This window comes from Pseudoalteromonas sp. XMcav11-Q (assembly GCF_040104525.1).
Classification (GTDB): Bacteria; Pseudomonadota; Gammaproteobacteria; order Enterobacterales; family Alteromonadaceae; genus Pseudoalteromonas.
Map to the genome: position 1 here is coordinate 310,432 of NZ_JBECOX010000005.1, position 17,678 is coordinate 328,109.

A 17,678-nucleotide genomic window follows, 5' to 3' on the forward strand; every position below is an offset into this window, starting at 1 on the left:
ACCATGTTGAATTTATGCCAATCACTTGCAAAGGATAACATTGCGCTTTGGGCCAATGGAGACAAACTTAAAATTGTCCATGGTGAGCAAGGACTCAGCCAACAATGGGTTGATTACCTCAAAGCAAATAAAGCCGCATTATTAGATTACCTTGTATCGCAGCAAGTTTTTTCCGAACAAGACTTTGAACAGTTACTAGCGACTGAGCATAAAAAGGCATCTGAGATCCGTGCCATCTTTGATGCTAACAGTATGCAAAAAGGTTTTGTTTATCATCACCTTGCCCAACCAAATGACGATGCTTACCGCGTTCAGTTAGTCATCGATTACCATCAAGCACTCGATGTCGATGCTTACCAACAGGCTTGGATCTTGGCATCAATGCGTTACCCTGCGCTACGTACCGCGTTCAACTGGGAAAATGAAATCATCCAAGTGATCAAAGGAGGGGCCGGATTTACCCCAAATCACTTCAGTTTTCACGACTTCAGCACGTTAGACCACATTGAACAACAGACACGTATCGATAAGCTCATTCACGACGACCGTAATACGCCTTTCGATTTGACTCAGCCGGGATTAATGCGTTTTGCTATTGTTAAACGCGCCGATGCACATTACACCCTAATTAAAGCAGAACACCACAGCATCAGCGATGGTTGGAGCTTTCCGGTGATGCTGCAAACCGTGCATCAAAACTACGCCAAACTAACCAAAGGCGAGCCGGTCATTGTTGAAGAAGAAACGGCTTACCTACAAACACAAGCACGCTATCAGCAAAATCAAAAATCTAGCGATAGCTATTGGCAAACCCAAAAAGCACAATTTGGTGAGCCCAATGATATCAACCGCTTATTGAGTAAAAATATTGACCAATCTGGCTCGTCACAGATCCAAAAAGCAGCGGCGAGCGAATTAAAGCTCTCTTCAGAGCGCCATCAACAGCTCAAAGCATTTGCTAAACAACACGGACTAACGCTGAACGTCTTAATGCAATTTGCTTGGCATAAAGTACTGCAATATTACTGCGACGCTGAGCAAACCATAGTAGGCACAACGGTCTCGGGTCGTGAACTACCCATTGACGGGATCCATGCCAGTGTTGGTTTATATATCAATACTCTACCTCTTTCCCTTGATTGGCAAGAAACGGCCAGTATTCGCACCCAGCTTACAGCGCTGAAAGAAAAAATTGCAGAACTTAACGGCAACAGCAGTGTTTCACTGTCGCAACTACAAGAGCCGAATACTCGCCTGTTCAACAGTCTATTTGTATTTGAAAACTATCCGACGCCAGCGGGACAAGACGTACTCGAATGGTCGTTCGATAAGATGATTGAAAAAGTAGACTATCCGCTCACCATCAGCATTGTTGAACAACAAGATATCTTGCTACTTAAGTTGAGCTTCTGCGAAACCATGCTGGCACCAAGCAAAGCACAGCGATTGCTCACCCAAATGACATTGGTGTTAGATGCCATTATTGCTGATGAGAACCAGCCGCATAGCCAAATTTCTTTGTTAAGTAATGATGAGCGAGCACCAATGGTTGAGGTAGATGAGCATGCGGATTATTTGCACTCTACTATCCATGAATTGGTTGCTCAGCAAGTACAAAAAACGCCAACTCGAATAGCGCTGGTTGAAGGCGAAATGCAGCTGACCTATCAAGAATTAGAACAAAGCGCGAATAATCTTGCCGCCTACATTAAAGATCATGTGGACGTTGGCAGCCATCGCTTTGTTGGGCTTTTCTGTGAACGCTCTATTGCAATGGTAATCGCAAAACTGGCTATCCTAAAAGCGGGTTGTGCTTATGTACCGCTTAACCCTGATTATCCAGATCAGCGCATAGAGTATATGCTCAACGACACGCAACTTGGTTTGATTTTAACACAAAGCGAGCTGCGCCCGCGTATCGAAACACTCGTTGTAAGTTGTGATGCAGAGCCGCAAATTACCTGCTTAGATAGCTTGTCTTTGTCTGATGCAGCGCCCGTACTATCAGGCGCACATGCGCAAACCGAAGCCTATGTGATCTATACATCCGGTACGACAGGTGAGCCAAAAGGCGTGGTCGTTCCACACCGTGGCGTTGTTTCTTTGGTACAAGATACTGATTTAATAAACACGTCAGAAAACGACGTGTTTATTCACCTATCTAATCCAAATTTTGACGCCGCAACGTTTGAAATTTGGACACCACTGATAAACGGCTGCAAATTGGTTGTAGCAAGTGCGCAACAAGGCGCGGATCCTGACAGCCTATCAAGGTTAATTAAACAACACGGTGTTAGTGTACTTTGGCTAACGCGCACACTGTTTGATTCGCTGTATTTACAACAATCTGATATTTATGACGATGTCCGCTGCGTACTAACAGGCGGTGAGGCAGTCACTCCAAGCATAGTTAAACGCATTCTCGCCAGAGATACGCGACCAGAGTTGGTGATAAACGCATATGGCCCAACTGAAAGCACGACATTTACCACTTTCTATCCATGTGCCAATATTGATGGCCCGGTGCCCATCGGCCAAGCCATTAATCATCGCCAAGTATTATTGCTTGATAAACATCTTAATCCAGTGCCATACGGCGCGACAGGCGAGATATTTATAGCGGGTGCCGGACTTGCCTGTGGCTACCTTAATAAACCAGAAATGAGTGCTGCGCGCTTTATCGATAACCCGTTTGCAAGCGCAAAGGCCAAACAACTCGGGCTAGATAAACTGTATAAAACGGGAGACTTAGGACGTTGGTCCGAGTCTGGCATACTAGAGTTTTTAGGTCGTAACGATCACCAAGTGAAGATCCGCGGGTTCAGGATTGAGCTTGCTGAAATAGAAGCTCAACTCAACGAATTGGCGCAAGTGAAAGTCGCCGCTGTGGTGGTATTCGAACAAGCGGGCAACAAGCAACTTGCCGCATACGTGGTGCCAGAGCACGGCGAGTTAGACCCAAACGCAGTAAAACAGGAACTGGCTCAGGTTTTACCTAGCTATATGATCCCAAGCTACTTTGAAGTGATGTCGGCGTTACCGTTTAACAACAATGGTAAGCTGGATCACAAGCAATTGCCTATTCCAACCGTTGTGGATGAAGACAACTATCAAGCCCCGAGCAGCGAATTAGAAAAACAATTGTGTGGTATTTGGCAGTCAGTATTGGGCCTAGAACAAGTGGGCGTTAATGATGACTTTTTCAAAGTCGGTGGCGATTCTATTGTCAGTATTCAACTTGTGTCTGCGCTGCGTAAAGCTGGTTTTAACCTTCAGGTTAAAGACATCATTGACGCCCCAAGCGTGGCAGCGCAGGCCTATTTAATTCAACACGTTAGCACTGAAACCATTGAACTTATCACGGAGCAAGGTAGGTTAAGTGGTGAGTTTGCACTACTGCCTATCCAACAGTGGTTTTTCGATTTAGGGCTACCAAATCCACACCATTGGAACCAAGCATTTACCCTTAACTTACCTGAACACATTGAACACCCGGGGCTGACTCAAGCTATTCAAGCGCTGAGCGAGCATCATGACATGCTACGTTGTCACTTTGTTCAGACCAGCAACGGGGTAAAACAAGCGTACCAAGCGGCAATAGAGCTTGAAGTCCCATTACTTGATGCAACGGCTCTGAGTAAAGACGCGTTATTTAACGAATTGACCAAACTACAAAGCCAATTTGATTTATTCAATGGCCCCCTGTGGCAGGCAGCGTTGGTGAAAACGGCCGAGGGCAGTCAGGTATTCTTTGCCTTCCATCATGCCATTATTGATGTGGTATCGTGGCGGGTGTTAAGCCAAGACTTACAAACCCTATTAAATGGTGAAGCACTAACAGACAAGCTTACCAGCTATCGTCAGTGGGTGGATGCCATTGCCACCTACCCTTCGGCTCACCCTGAGCAAGCGTACTATTGGCAGCAGGTACAAAAAGGCTTTACTAGCCAACCCACTTACTCAGCACAATCACAATACAGCATCACGTTTGAGCAAGAAACGACCGCTAAATTGCTACGAGATGCCAATCTTGGTTTGAATACTGACATTAACGACTTGCTTTTGGCGGCACTCAATATTGCCCTACACAGCACTTTTGACAGTACCGTTAATCATATTCAACTTGAAGGTCATGGTCGTGAAAATATAGATCCGCGCTTGGATGTGTCGCAAACTTTAGGCTGGTTTACCAGTATGTATCCTGTGCGCCTTGAACACCACGACGACGTTATTGCAACCATCGCAAACACCAAAGAAATGCTGTGCCACATTCCGGACAAAGGCGTGGGCTATGGCGCTTTTGTGCAAGCAGACAAAGTCAGCGCAATTCGCCCTCAGGTGAGCTTTAACTACCTAGGTCAATTGAATCAGCAACAACAGCAAAGCCGAGACTGGCAGCTGGATGATACTCAAGCAGGCTATGTGATGACTGCGGCAAACGCTCAGGCTGACAATGCACTGCTACTCAACATCAATGGCGCAGTTCGCGGTGACAAGCTTCACTTTGATGTGGTTTCGAGGTTGAACCAATCACAGTCGCTGGCATTTGTTGAGCACTTTGAAATGGCGCTTCATCAGGTCATTAATGCAAGCTGCGAACTAGCCGTACAAACACCGCAGCAAACCCCTAGCGATTTGGGGTTAAGCGACTTGTCTTATGGGCATTATCAAGCGCTGAGCAAGCACTATAATATCGAAGCACTTTACCCAGCAAATAGCTTGCAACAAGGCTTTATCTATCATGCTGTTAACTTCCCAACGGATGATGCCTACCGAGTGCAATTGGTCATGGATATTGAACAAGCGCTAGAGGTTGAACACTTTATTCATGCCTGGCGTTTAGCGTCGCTTCGCTTCCCTATTCTACGCACCGCTTTTGATTGGCAAGAATGTCTACTCCAAGTGGTGTGTCGCGACGCCAGTATTGATGACAGTCACTTCACCATAGTAGATCTATCATCCCTTGACGAGCACGGCCAACAGCAAGCCATCAGCAAAGCGCAAGCCGAAGATCGACAAGTTCCGTTTGACCTAAGTCAACCGGGGCTAATTCGCTTCACCTTATTTAAGCGCAGTGAAAACCTCTACACACTTATCAAAACCGAGCACCATGCCATTAATGATGGCTGGAGTGGACCGTTAATGCTGCAAGCTGTCGCGGGATATTATCGCCAGCTTTGTGCTGGGAAAACACCAGAGGTGCAAGCGCAGCAAACCTATTTAGAAGCGCAAGCTTATTACCTTAAAAATGCCAAGCAAACTCAGGCTTACTGGCAGCAGCAACAAGCCGAATTTAACACCGCAAACGATATTAACTTGTTGCTTGGTGGTCAGTATGACTTGTCGCAAAGTCGAATCGTTGAGCAAGTGCAATCGGTACAATTTAGCCTTCAAGGCGAGGCGTTTAGGTCGCTACAACATACTTGTCAACAAGCTGGAGTAACCCTCAACGTTGCATTGCAATTTGCTTGGCATAAGTTACTGCAAACCTATTCTGGTGATAGCCAAACGATTGTTGGTAGCACAGTTTCCGGTCGTGAAATTCCAGTCAATGGGATTGAACAAGCGGTCGGTTTGTTCATCAACACCTTACCTTTAGTGGTGAATTGGCATGCAGAAGCAAGCTGTAATAACATCCTCAAAGCCATTCAAAAAGGCGTAGCTGCACTCAATAGCCACAGCGACATGAGCTTGTCAAAACTGCAACGTGATGGTCAACGCTTGTTCCATACCCTATTTGTATTTGAAAACTACCCGACTCCAGAAAATACCGGCAGTTGGAAGTTCAGAGAATCAATAGAAAAAGGCGACTATCCGCTTTCTGTGGTGGCCCAAAGCGAACAAGACCGCTTAGACTTTGTGATGCATTACAACGGAGAATGGCTTAGTACCGCGCGGGCAGAGTGGATCCTTGACCAAGTACAAGCTATTTTGGTTCAGCTTGGGGAGCGACTGACACAAAGCCATCAAAGCATTAGCTTGGTCAATAACCAAATGCAGACAACGCTTAGCCAATGGCACAACAACGCCGAGTCGTTTGCCACCGACAAAGATCTGGCAAGCTTAGTAGAGCAGCATGCCACTAACACCCCTGAGCAGACGGCCATGTTAACCAGCAGCGGTGAAACGCTGTCTTATGCCGAAGTGAACGGTAAAGCCAATGCCCTTGCACAGCAAATCATCGCTCAGCACCCCAAAACCCAAGCTGGCCTATTGCCTGCCGATACCCCTATCGCCCTCTACTTTTCTCGCAGTAGCGAGATGCTTATTGCTATTTTGGCCGTGCTCAAAGCCGGTGGTGCCTATGTGCCTGTTTCACCAGATTATCCAGAAGCTCGGGTTGAATTTATTTTAACCGACACCAACACCGACTTAGTGCTAACCCAGGAAAGCCACTTGCCATCACTTAACCCTGTGCTTGAAAAAGCGGCGGCGCTCGGCGTGAAGGCGCTCGGCGTAAACACCCGTGCGCTGGCGGTGGAGCACGAGAACCCAGTGCGCCCAACCGCGTTGGCTAACTTGGCTTATATCATCTACACCTCAGGAACAACCGGGCAACCAAAAGGCGTGATGCTCACTCAGCACAATGTGCTTTACTATCTTCACGCCATAACCCGCCAGTTAGGTGACAAGTATCGTAATATCGACTTTTCTTCTAACTACTGTTTTGACCTGTCGGTGACGACCACCTTATGCCCGCTCCTTGCTGGACAAACGGTATGTGTCTATGAAGGCGATATTCTTGATGCCGCCGCTTTTAGAGCTCACCTAAATGCCGCGAACGTTGGCTTTGTGAAAACCACACCGAGTCTTGCCATGGCGCTATTGCCTGGCAGCGATGCACAAGTTGATGCCCTAATGCTCGGTGGTGAAGCGCTGACTGAGCAGGCCATTGATGCGTTAAGCGGCCATGTGAACGCTATTTTCGATGAATATGGCCCAACGGAAGCCACAGTCGGTGCGATGCTCGCGCAGGCCTATCCTCGCCTTCATCAAGGCATAGGTAAAGCCTACCCTAACGTTAATCTTCATGTGTTGTCTGAGTCGCTGCAGCCCATGCCCATTGGTGCGCCGGGTGAGTTATATATTTCAGGCCTTGGGGTTGCCCGGGGTTACTTAAACCGCCCTGAACTCAATGCTGAGCGCTTTATTGATAATCCATTTAGTCACGACCCCGCCCATAGCAAGCTGTACAAAACCGGTGACCTTGCCCGCTTCCTAGACAACGGCGACTTGGTGTATCTCGGTCGTAACGATGAGCAGGTGAAAATTCGTGGTTATCGTGTCGAACTAGGCGAGATTGCCGCTGCTATTGTCGACCAGCAAGGCGTACAAAACGCTGTAGTGATTGATGTGCCTGCACCGCAAGGTAAAGCATTAGCCGCTTATCTTGTCACAGAGCCTGACCTTGAAATTACCGAATTAAAGCTCGCCCTAAGTGCTGCTTTACCTGAGTATATGGTACCCAGTCACTTTACCCTAATCGAGCATATTCCACTCACGGGTAACGGTAAACTTGACCGTAAGGCACTCCCCGCGCCGGAGCTTCAAGCCGACAACCTCTATGTGGCACCGCGTAATGCCTTAGAGACCCAGCTTTGTGAGATTTGGCAGCAGGTACTTGGCCTTGAACAAGTGGGCATTGAAGATAATTTCTTCAGTATCGGGGGGGACTCTATCTCGGCTATCCGGTTGATGAATGCATGTAATAAAGCACTGGATTTAAACATCCCAATTTCAGCCTTGTTTGAACATACCCATATTGCCGCAATCGTCGACAACTTAGAGACGCTGAGCGTGGATATCGAAATTAAAGCAGACTCCGGATCACAACAAGAACAAACTAATAGCATGAGGATTTAACCATGTTGTCATTGCTCGCTGAACTGAAAGATCACAATCTCTCAATCTGGTTGCAAGACGGCGGACTAGAGCTGTCATTTGGCGCGCAAGCGCCAGATGCTGCGCTTGTTGCAAAGTTAAAGTCAAACAAAACGCAGCTAATGGATTACCTTGAAGCAAAAGCAATTTTTTCAAAGGATGCGTTTAATACACTGCCAGAATTAAACCGCTATCCGCTTTCGTTTGCGCAAGAGCGTTTATTATTTATCGAACGCTTAGAAAATGGCACCAACGCTTATCATATTCCGTTTTTGGTTAAACTCTCTGAGCACACCGAGCTTGCACACTTAGAACAAGCGTTGAATATCGTGTTAGATAGGCACGAAGTCCTTCGCAGTGTCTATCGTCAAGACGAGCAAGGCCACGACTATCAAGAAGTGTTGAGCGCTTGTATTGAGATTACGCCTAGCCCTGTGGCTGACTTAGCTGCGCTTAATACGGCTGTTAAACAAGCGATCAGTACACCATTTGACTTAGCCAATGAGCCTATGTTCAAGGTTTGCTGTTGGACATTAGGCGCTGAACGTTACGTGCTATTTATGTGGCACCATATTGCTTTTGATGGCTGGTCCACCGAAATCTTTATGCGTGAACTACACCAAGCCTATTTTATGCTAGCTTCAGGCATAACGCCTGAGCTACCAGCGCTTGAGTTACAGTACCAAGATTACGCAAAATGGCAGCGCGAGTACCTCAGCGGCGATACCTTAACTAAGCTTTTAGACCACTGGACTGATGCACTTGCAGGCGCTGAGCAGCTTGAATTACATTCGCCACTACCAAGGCCAAATGAATATCAATATCACGGTGCCGACCACCGTATTCATTTGGGTCAGGAACGAAGCGAAGCCCTAAAGGCCATAGCCAAAACGCAACAAACCAGTCTTTATGTAGTACTGCTCAGCAGCTGGGCATTGACATTACAAGCAACCAGCGGTCAGTCAGATTTAGTCATAGGTACGCCATCTGACAACCGTCACCTAAGCCAGACACAAAATCTTATTGGCTTTTTGGTCAATAGCTTAGCCCTGCCAGTTCATATTGATAACGCACTCGACTTTAATACCTTAATCCAACAAGTGCACCAAACCCTAAAAGCGGCAAAGGCGCACCAAGATCTGCCATTTGATAAATTGGTCGACGCCCTAAAATTACAACGGGATCCGTCTCGCCACCCGCTATTTCAAATGATGTTTGCGCTTGAGCAATTAAAAAATAACAGCGACGACAGCAGCCAACAGCTGTTTACGCCTGTGGATGAGTCACAAGTAAAAGCGCTCCATAAAGTGGCAAAGTTCGACATTAGTTTGCTGCTACAAAATGGGGACGAAGAAGTATTTGGTGATATTAACTACGCCACTGCGCTATTTCCTAGTGACTGGATCGCAACTCTTGCTGAGCGCTTTATCAATATTATCGATCAAGTGATCGCCAAGACCGCACAGCCACTTGCAAAAGTAGCCCTACAAAATAGAACTGAGACTGACACACTCCGTGCTTGGCACAACAACGCCGAGTCGTTTACCACCGACAAAGATTTGGCCAGCTTAGTAGAGCAGCACGCCGCTAACACCCCTGAGCAGACGGCCATGTTAACCAGCAGTGGTGAAGCACTGTCTTATGCCGAAGTGAACGGTAAAGCCAATGCCCTTGCACAGCAAATCCTTGCTCAGCACCCCAAAGCCCAAGCTGGCCTATTGCCTGCCGATACCCCTATCACCCTCTACTTTTCTCGCAGTAGCGAGATGCTTATTGCTATTTTGGCCGTGCTCAAAGCCGGTGGTGCCTATGTGCCTGTTTCACCAGATTACCCAGAAGCTCGGGTTGAGTTTATTTTAACTGACACCAACACCGACTTAGTGCTAACCCAGGAAAGCCACTTGCCGTCACTTAACCCTGTGCTTGGAAAAGCGGCGGCGCTCGGTGTGAAGGCGCTCGGCGTAAACACCCATGCGCTGGCGGTGGAGCACGAGAACTTAGTGCGTCCAACCGCGTTGGCTAACTTGGCTTATATCATCTACACCTCAGGGACAACCGGACAACCAAAAGGCGTAATGCTCACGCAGCACAATGTGCTTTACTATCTTCACGCCTTAACCCGCCAGTTAGGTGACAAGTATCGTAATATCGACTTTTCTTCTAACTACTGTTTTGACCTGTCGGTGACCACCACCTTATGCCCGCTCCTTGCTGGACAAACGGTATGTGTCTATGAAGGCGATATTCTTGATGCCGCCGCTTTTAGAGCTCACCTAAATGCCGCGAACGTTGGCTTTGTGAAAACCACACCGAGTCTTGCCATGGCGCTATTGCCTGGCAGCGACGCACAAGTCGATGCCCTAATGCTCGGTGGTGAGGCGTTGACCGACCAGGCCATTGCCGCATTAAGCGACCATGTGAACGCTATTTTCGATGAATATGGCCCAACGGAAGCCACAGTCGGTGCGATGCTAGCGCAGGCCTACCCTCGCCTTCATCAAGGCATAGGTAAAGCCTACCCTAACGTTAATCTTCATGTGTTGTCTGAGTCGCTGCAGCCCATGCCCATTGGTGCGCCGGGTGAGTTATATATTTCAGGTCTTGGGGTTGCCCGGGGTTACTTAAACCGCCCTGAACTCAATGCTGAGCGCTTTATTGATAATCCATTTAGTCACGACCCCGCCCATAGCAAGCTGTACAAAACCGGTGACCTTGCCCGCTTCCTAGACAACGGCGACTTGGTGTATCTCGGTCGTAACGATGAGCAGGTGAAAATTCGTGGTTATCGTGTCGAACTAGGCGAGATTGCCGCTGCTATTGTCGACCAACAAGGCGTACAAAACGCTGTGGTGATTGACGTGCCTGCACCGCAAGGCAAAGCGCTGGCCGCTTATCTTGTCGCAGAGCCTGACCTTGAAATTACCGAGTTAAAGCTCGCCCTAAGTGCTGCTTTACCTGAATACATGGTGCCCAGTCACTTTACCCTAATCGAGCATATTCCACTCACGGGTAACGGTAAGCTTGACCGCAAGGCTCTGCCTACGCCAGAGCTTCAAGCCGACAACCTTTATGTGGCACCGCGTAATGCCTTAGAGACCCAGCTTTGTGAGATTTGGCAACAGGTACTTGGCCTAGAACAAGTGGGGATTGAGGATAATTTCTTCCAAATCGGCGGCGATTCAATTGTCAGTATTCAGCTGGTTTCACGCTTAAGAGAAGCAGGATTAACGGTACAAGTTAAAGAAATATTTACCGCCCCAACTCCCGCGCGGCTGGCAAAGCTTATCAGTGCGAATGGCGACAAGAAGGTTACGATAAAAACCGAACAAGGCCAGCTTGAAGGCGAGTTCGATCTACTGCCTATCCAGCAGTGGTTCTTCGCAAATCAGTTTGCTAACCCCGCACACTTTGCCCAAACTTTTGCCACTGTAATGCCAAGCGCAATCAGTGATGAGAGATTAGTTGAGCTATTGTCCGAGCTTGCTGAGCAACATGATGTGCTACGCCTTGTTTTCAATCAAAAGACGGCGCACATTACCCAGCAGTACCAACAAAATAATACCATGGCACCTCTAGTTAAACTTGATGCAGACACACTTAGTGACGACGAGCTTGCCAAGCAATTAACCCGCTTGCAGTCACAGTTTGCGTTAAATTCAGGCCCTCTATGGCAGCCAATTCGTGTCAAACGCCAAAGCCAAGATGTATTGGTACTGGCCTTCCACCACCTGATCATTGACTTTGTCTCTTGGCGGATCCTAATTGAGGACTTAAATAGCCTTTATCAAGGCAAAAAATTGGCGCAAAAAACCTCAAGCTACCGTCAATGGGTTGAGACCTTAAACCAATACGCACATGTTCAAGCCGAACAAATCGATTACTGGCAAGAAGTACTTGATACTTGTCAAACACACTTAACAGCGAATAGTACACCGAGAAACCAAGTAATTAAACTTGACTCTGCATTTACACAAACGCTGCTGTTTGACGCTAATCAAGGCTACCACACAGAGCCTCGAGACCTTGTCGTCGCCGCACTGTCCCTAACTCTCGCTCATATCACTGGTAGTAATGATCAGGTTATTGCGCTTGAAGGACATGGTCGTGAACACATCGCCGAAGATATAGATCATTCACGCACCGTAGGCTGGTTTACGTCATTATATCCACTAGCACTCCATGCGGGTTCTAGTCTCGAAAGCGCTATTGTAAATGCCAAAGAGCAGCTGCGTAAATTGCCAGACAATGGCGTTGGTTTTGGTCAGTTCTACTTTTCCAAACAAGTGACGGGGACTTTACCAACCGTTGCATTCAACTATTTAGGCCAAATCGGTGGCACTAAAACGCAGCAACCTCATGGCGACTTTTACTTGACCGAAGCCATTACAGGTCAACCTGTCGCGAGCGAAAATAATGGGCATTACGTTCTTGATATCAACGCGGCTATTATTCATGGTCAGCTTGTCTTAAATTGCACCACAGCATTGTCTGAAACCGAATTTGCCCTATTCCAAAGTCAGTTCACTGCCAGCCTACAAGCGGTGCTGGACACGGCATTACATACCAAAGCGCTTGGCGCCAAACAAACGCCGAGCGACTATAACCTGACAGGCGTCAGCTTCGCCCACTTAGATGCACTGCGCACACGTTACGACCTAGCCGCGGTTTATCCCGCAACAAACTTGCAGCAAGGTTTTATTTTCCACCAGCTTAATAGTCCAGAAGATACCGCCTATCGGGTGCAGTCACAGATGCAGTATTTCGATAAAATTGACACTGCGCTTTACTGTCGCGCGTGGCAACTAACCTCACTGCAATATCCAGCGCTGCGCTGTGCTTTCGATGTTGAAGAAACCATGCTGCAACTTATCGTGGATCACACCTGTGTTGATGAAGATAACTTTAGCGTGATTGATATCAGTCAATACTCAAAAGCAGAACAACAAGCACACATAGAAAAGCTTGCAAACCAAGTGCTAAATCAGCCCTTTAATTTTGCAAGACCGGGGTTATTTACACTGCATTTGGTAAAACGCGGTGAAGCGCATTATCACCTAATAAAAACAGAGCATCACAGCATTTGTGATGGCTGGAGTGGCCCGTTAGTTATGCAGACCGTTCACCAGAACTATACGCAATTACTACAAGGTCGAGAACCTGTTTTACAGGTGGATAACGCCTATTTAGATGCCCATGCTTACCTAAGAGATAATCAGGCCGCCACCAAAGCATTTTGGCAATATCATGTCGCTGATTTATCACAAGCAAACGATCTTAACACCCTGTTTAGTCACTCAACAGATTTAGAAACGCTCCGTCATAATCATGACCCGCAGGCGCTGCATTTTGTCCTACCAAACGAGATGTTAAGTAAGTTGCAGCAAGCATGTCAGCAACATTCTGTCACGCTCAATGCTGCGGTACAATTTGCCTGGCATAAGCTTATCCAAATCTATACTCGCGACGAATTTACTTTAGTAGGTACAACTATCGCAGGTCGTGACTTACCAATTGACGGCATAGAGCAAAGTGTTGGAGCTTACATCAATACGCTACCGCTTTATCTTGATTGGCCTACAGATGCTACCATCGCGCAACAACTCGAGAAGATCCAAACTGCCATTTTGGACTTAAATAGCCATGCGAATGTGTCACTTGCGTCACTGCAACAAGGCGGTAATCGGCTATTCCAAAGCCTAGTTGTTTTCGAAAACTACCCAAGCCTTGAAAATGAACAAGCAGAGGCACAACAAGCTCGTTGGCAGTTTGACGCCGCACCAGAGCAAGTTGAATACCCACTTGCATTGATAGCAAAGGAGCAAGGAGAGCTGCAACTTGAGCTGATGTACGACGCCAGTTTGCTTTCGCCAGCACGTGCCGTACAACTGCAATCTCAACTGCTACTTATCCTTAAGCAAGTCGCTGACAATACTCACTTACCGCATCAACACATTGAAATTGCCAATACAGTGGAAAAGGCCCGTATTCTCAACGAGTGGAATGAAACCGAGCGCCAGTCATGTGGCTTCGAGAACTTCAACGACTTATTTAGTGAAAAAGTCGCCGTATTCCCGGATGCAACCGCTGTGATCTGGCAAGATGAAGCACTAAGCTATCAAGCACTCAACCGCCAGGCTTGCCTGCTTGCCCAGCAATTATTGGTGATTAAGGCTGAGATTTACGGCAACGAGTATCAAGGTGATTTCCCAGTCTTATTGCTGCATGAAAAACAGTTGGATTCTATCGTTGCGATCCTCGCTATTCTTAAAGCAGGCGGTGGTTATGTTCCTGTATCACCGGAATTTCCTGACTCAAGGATTGAATATATTGCCAAGGACTGTGGTGCGAAAATCGTGGTCACCCAATCGGGATTAATGGATAGAGTTGCGAGTACAACACTTGCCTCACTGACACATGTACTCAGCGATGCACCAATGGAGGAAACAAGCTTAGACCAAGCGGTATCGGTGAGCCCGTCTGATTTGGCTTATATTATCTATACCTCTGGTACCACAGGTAACCCTAAAGGCGTAGAAATCAACCATGAGGCACTATTAAACTATGCCACTGACGACCACTTTATCGATCCCACACAACTGAGCAAAGTCCTTAGCTTATCGAGTATTAGCTTCGACGCGTTTATTTTTGACTGCTTTGTCACACTCAGTAATAGCGCAGCACTACACCTGATAGATAAACAGACTCAACTTGATCCAGAACGACTGATTGAATACTGCCAAGCACAGCAGATTGATACGTGTTTTGTAACCACTGCGCTATTTAATCGTTTAGCTAACGAAGACTTCTTCTTACACGCCGGACTTAAACAGATTAATTTTGGTGGAGAGGCAGTCGACTTAGCTATGGTTGAGCGAGTAAAGCATCAAGCGCCAGAGCTGATGCTTTACCACGCCTATGGCCCAACAGAGACCACCGTTTATGCTACTTGCTGCTTACTCAACACTGTAAATCACGGAGCACCTATTGGCCGTGCCATTGCCAATAAATCTGCCTACGTGTTGTCGCCTGCCGGCAAAATACTTCCACCGGGCGTGGCAGGAGAGCTTTATATTGGCGGCGCGGGTATGGCAAGACGCTATTTACACCGGTCAGATTTAACCGAACAAGCATTCTTAGTTAATCCGTTCGCATCAGATAGGTATCTCGCAAACGGTTGGAACAAAATGTATAAAACGGGAGATTTGGTTAAATGGCGTGAAGATGGCTTATTAGAGTATGTTGGTCGTAATGATTTTCAGGTGAAAATTCGTGGTTACCGCATCGAACTTGGCGAGATTGAAACTGCAATTAAGCAACAACCGCAAATTCATACTGCGTTTGTAAACGTGAATGAACAAGATGGGATCAAACGTATCGTGGCCTACTTGGTCATGGCAAATACTGAGTCACTGGATGAGGCAAAGCTTAAGCAAACACTCTCTCACATGCTGCCGAGTTATATGCTGCCAAGTGCCTACGTCACATTAGACGCCCTACCCGTTACGGTTAATGGCAAGATTGATGCCCGAGCACTACCGCAGCCCGATTTTAGCCAAACTGAGACCCTCCATGCTCCAAACACAGAACTGGAGCGGCATATCGCTAAAATCTGGTGTGCTGTTTTGGGGATTAAGCAGGTTGGCTTGGAAGATAACTTCTTCCATATTGGTGGTGACTCAATTATGAGCATTCAGCTTATGTCGGCTCTCAAACGTGCTGGCTATTCGCTGTCGACCAAAGACATATTTACGTATCCAACCCTAGAAGCGCTTTGTGCATTTTTGGCAAATAATGAACAGGTAGAAATCGAGGCTGAACAAGGTGAGCTCAGCGGAGAAATCAAGTTATTACCTATCCAGCAATGGTTCCTCAACTCCCACTACCGTCATAAAGCGCATTTTAATCAGTCGGTCATGCTCGCACTTCCGCACAATACCGCGCTGGATACTTTGGAGCGTGCACTTGCGCAGCTGCATCAACAACATGACATGTTGCGTGCTCAGTTTAGCAAAACCGAGACTTGGCAATCCCAATATCAAAGTATTGAAGCGTGCCCAGCACCAAAGCTTATCCATCTGGACACCTTGGGGCTTGATGAGCAGCAAACTGGACTGGCGTTGAGCAAAATACACGCCCGTTTTGAACTCGGTTCAGGTGCTTTGTGGCAACCGGTTTTACTCAGCGATGATACGCCGCTAACTAGACTCGTACTTATCGTTCACCACCTTGTGATTGATGGTGTTTCGTGGCGTATTTTGGTCGAAGACTTAAGCCGCTTGCTACAAGGCGATACCTTAAGCGACAAAACCAGCAGTTATCGCCAATGGTCAGACGTTGTGGCCCAGCATCCTTTTGAACAACAAATACCGTATTGGCAAAACGTGCTAAGCACACAACAGAACATACCTTACGGTAAATCACAACAGCGTCTTACGCATCAATTTGATACTCAGCTTACTGAGCAATTGCTACGCCTTGCTCCTGCTGGGTTTAACACAGAAATCAATGATCTCTTAATGAGTGCGTTTACTCGAGCTTGGTGCAATACCTTTGCTACAAACTATTGCCACCTCACGTTAGAAGGCCACGGCCGAGAACATCTGAGTGACCATATTGATACCTCAAGAACACTAGGCTGGTTTACTAGCATGTTTCCGGTTGCCCTGAAAAATGACACGGATTTATCGACGCTGATTATTCAAAGCAAAGAAACGCTTCGTGCCATTCCAGATAAAGGGCTAGGCTTCAGCGAATTGGTCAGACGTGGGGAATTTTCCTTCAGCCAATTACCTAAAGTTAGCTTTAATTACTTGGGACAACTTGATAGCAACAATGATGCACAAGATCAGGGCATACGAATGCTAAATGCACACTCAGGCGATGCCAGCAGCAAGGATAATCAGGATGAAATGGCACTCATCGTTAATGCCGAAGTGCGTCAAATGAAACTGCAAGTGAGCATTGCAAGTCAGTTAGATGAGACGCAAACCACCGCATTCATAGAGCAGTTCGATGCTGCCCTTCGAGCCGTCGTTTCACATTCGATTACAGCAACAAGCCCCCAAGGCATAAAAACCCTAAGCGATATTGAGATCGGCGTATTGGTGAATGAAGCCGATGCACCTATTGAATGGTTTTTCTTCCCTCCGGGTGGCGGTGGTGCTGAGAGTTACTTGCAATCCATTGCTCCCAAGATTTCCGCGCCTTGTTATTGCTTCAATAACATCTACGCCGCACAGGAAAAACCAAAGGGCTCGCTCGCCTATGACTATTATCAGTTCCAAACATTGGCGTTGCAGTATGCTATTCATCTTAAAAAGCTAAAGCCTAGTGGTCCTTATCGGATTTTTGGTTGGAGTTTTGGCGCAACGCTGGCACTTGAGGTTGCCAAACTGCTGCAAAATGAGGGGGACACAGTCGAACACTTGGTGTTCGTCGACCCTTGTTTTGACTATGCCACGATGCATGATGAAGTTTTTGCTCTACACCCAGAGTTCAGTCATCTTGAGCCCGATAGAATTAATTACAACTACCAAAATGATCCGGCATTTTCTAGCACCGCAAAGGTGACGCTATTTAGTGCTGGTTGTGCGGTTGAAGTGGCTCAGTCAGATAGCCTAGAGTTGCAACTTTCCAGTCATATAATCAACCGATACCTTGATAAGAATCAAAATCTTATCGAAGAAGCAATGCAACCCAGTCAGGTTCAAGTGTTCACCATGAAAGGGTCGCACAACAGTTGGGTAAAAACACCGGAAGACTTAATAAAAATGTCAGAAATTATGAACACTCTTTAA

The 17,678-nt window shown here is 47.0% G+C and carries 2 protein-coding genes; both read left to right on the forward strand.

The annotated features are described in order from the left end of the window. Window positions 1–3 precede the first annotated feature (3 nt). On the forward strand, window positions 4–7,863 hold the full coding sequence (locus ABMY45_RS10790) for an amino acid adenylation domain-containing protein (protein ID WP_349288874.1): 7,860 nt from the start codon (window positions 4–6) through the stop codon (window positions 7,861–7,863). Window positions 7,864–7,865: 2 nt separating this feature from the next. After that, the gene (locus ABMY45_RS10795) at window positions 7,866–17,678 is read left to right on the forward strand and encodes an amino acid adenylation domain-containing protein (protein ID WP_349288875.1); all 9,813 of its coding nucleotides are present in this window, start codon (window positions 7,866–7,868) and stop codon (window positions 17,676–17,678) included.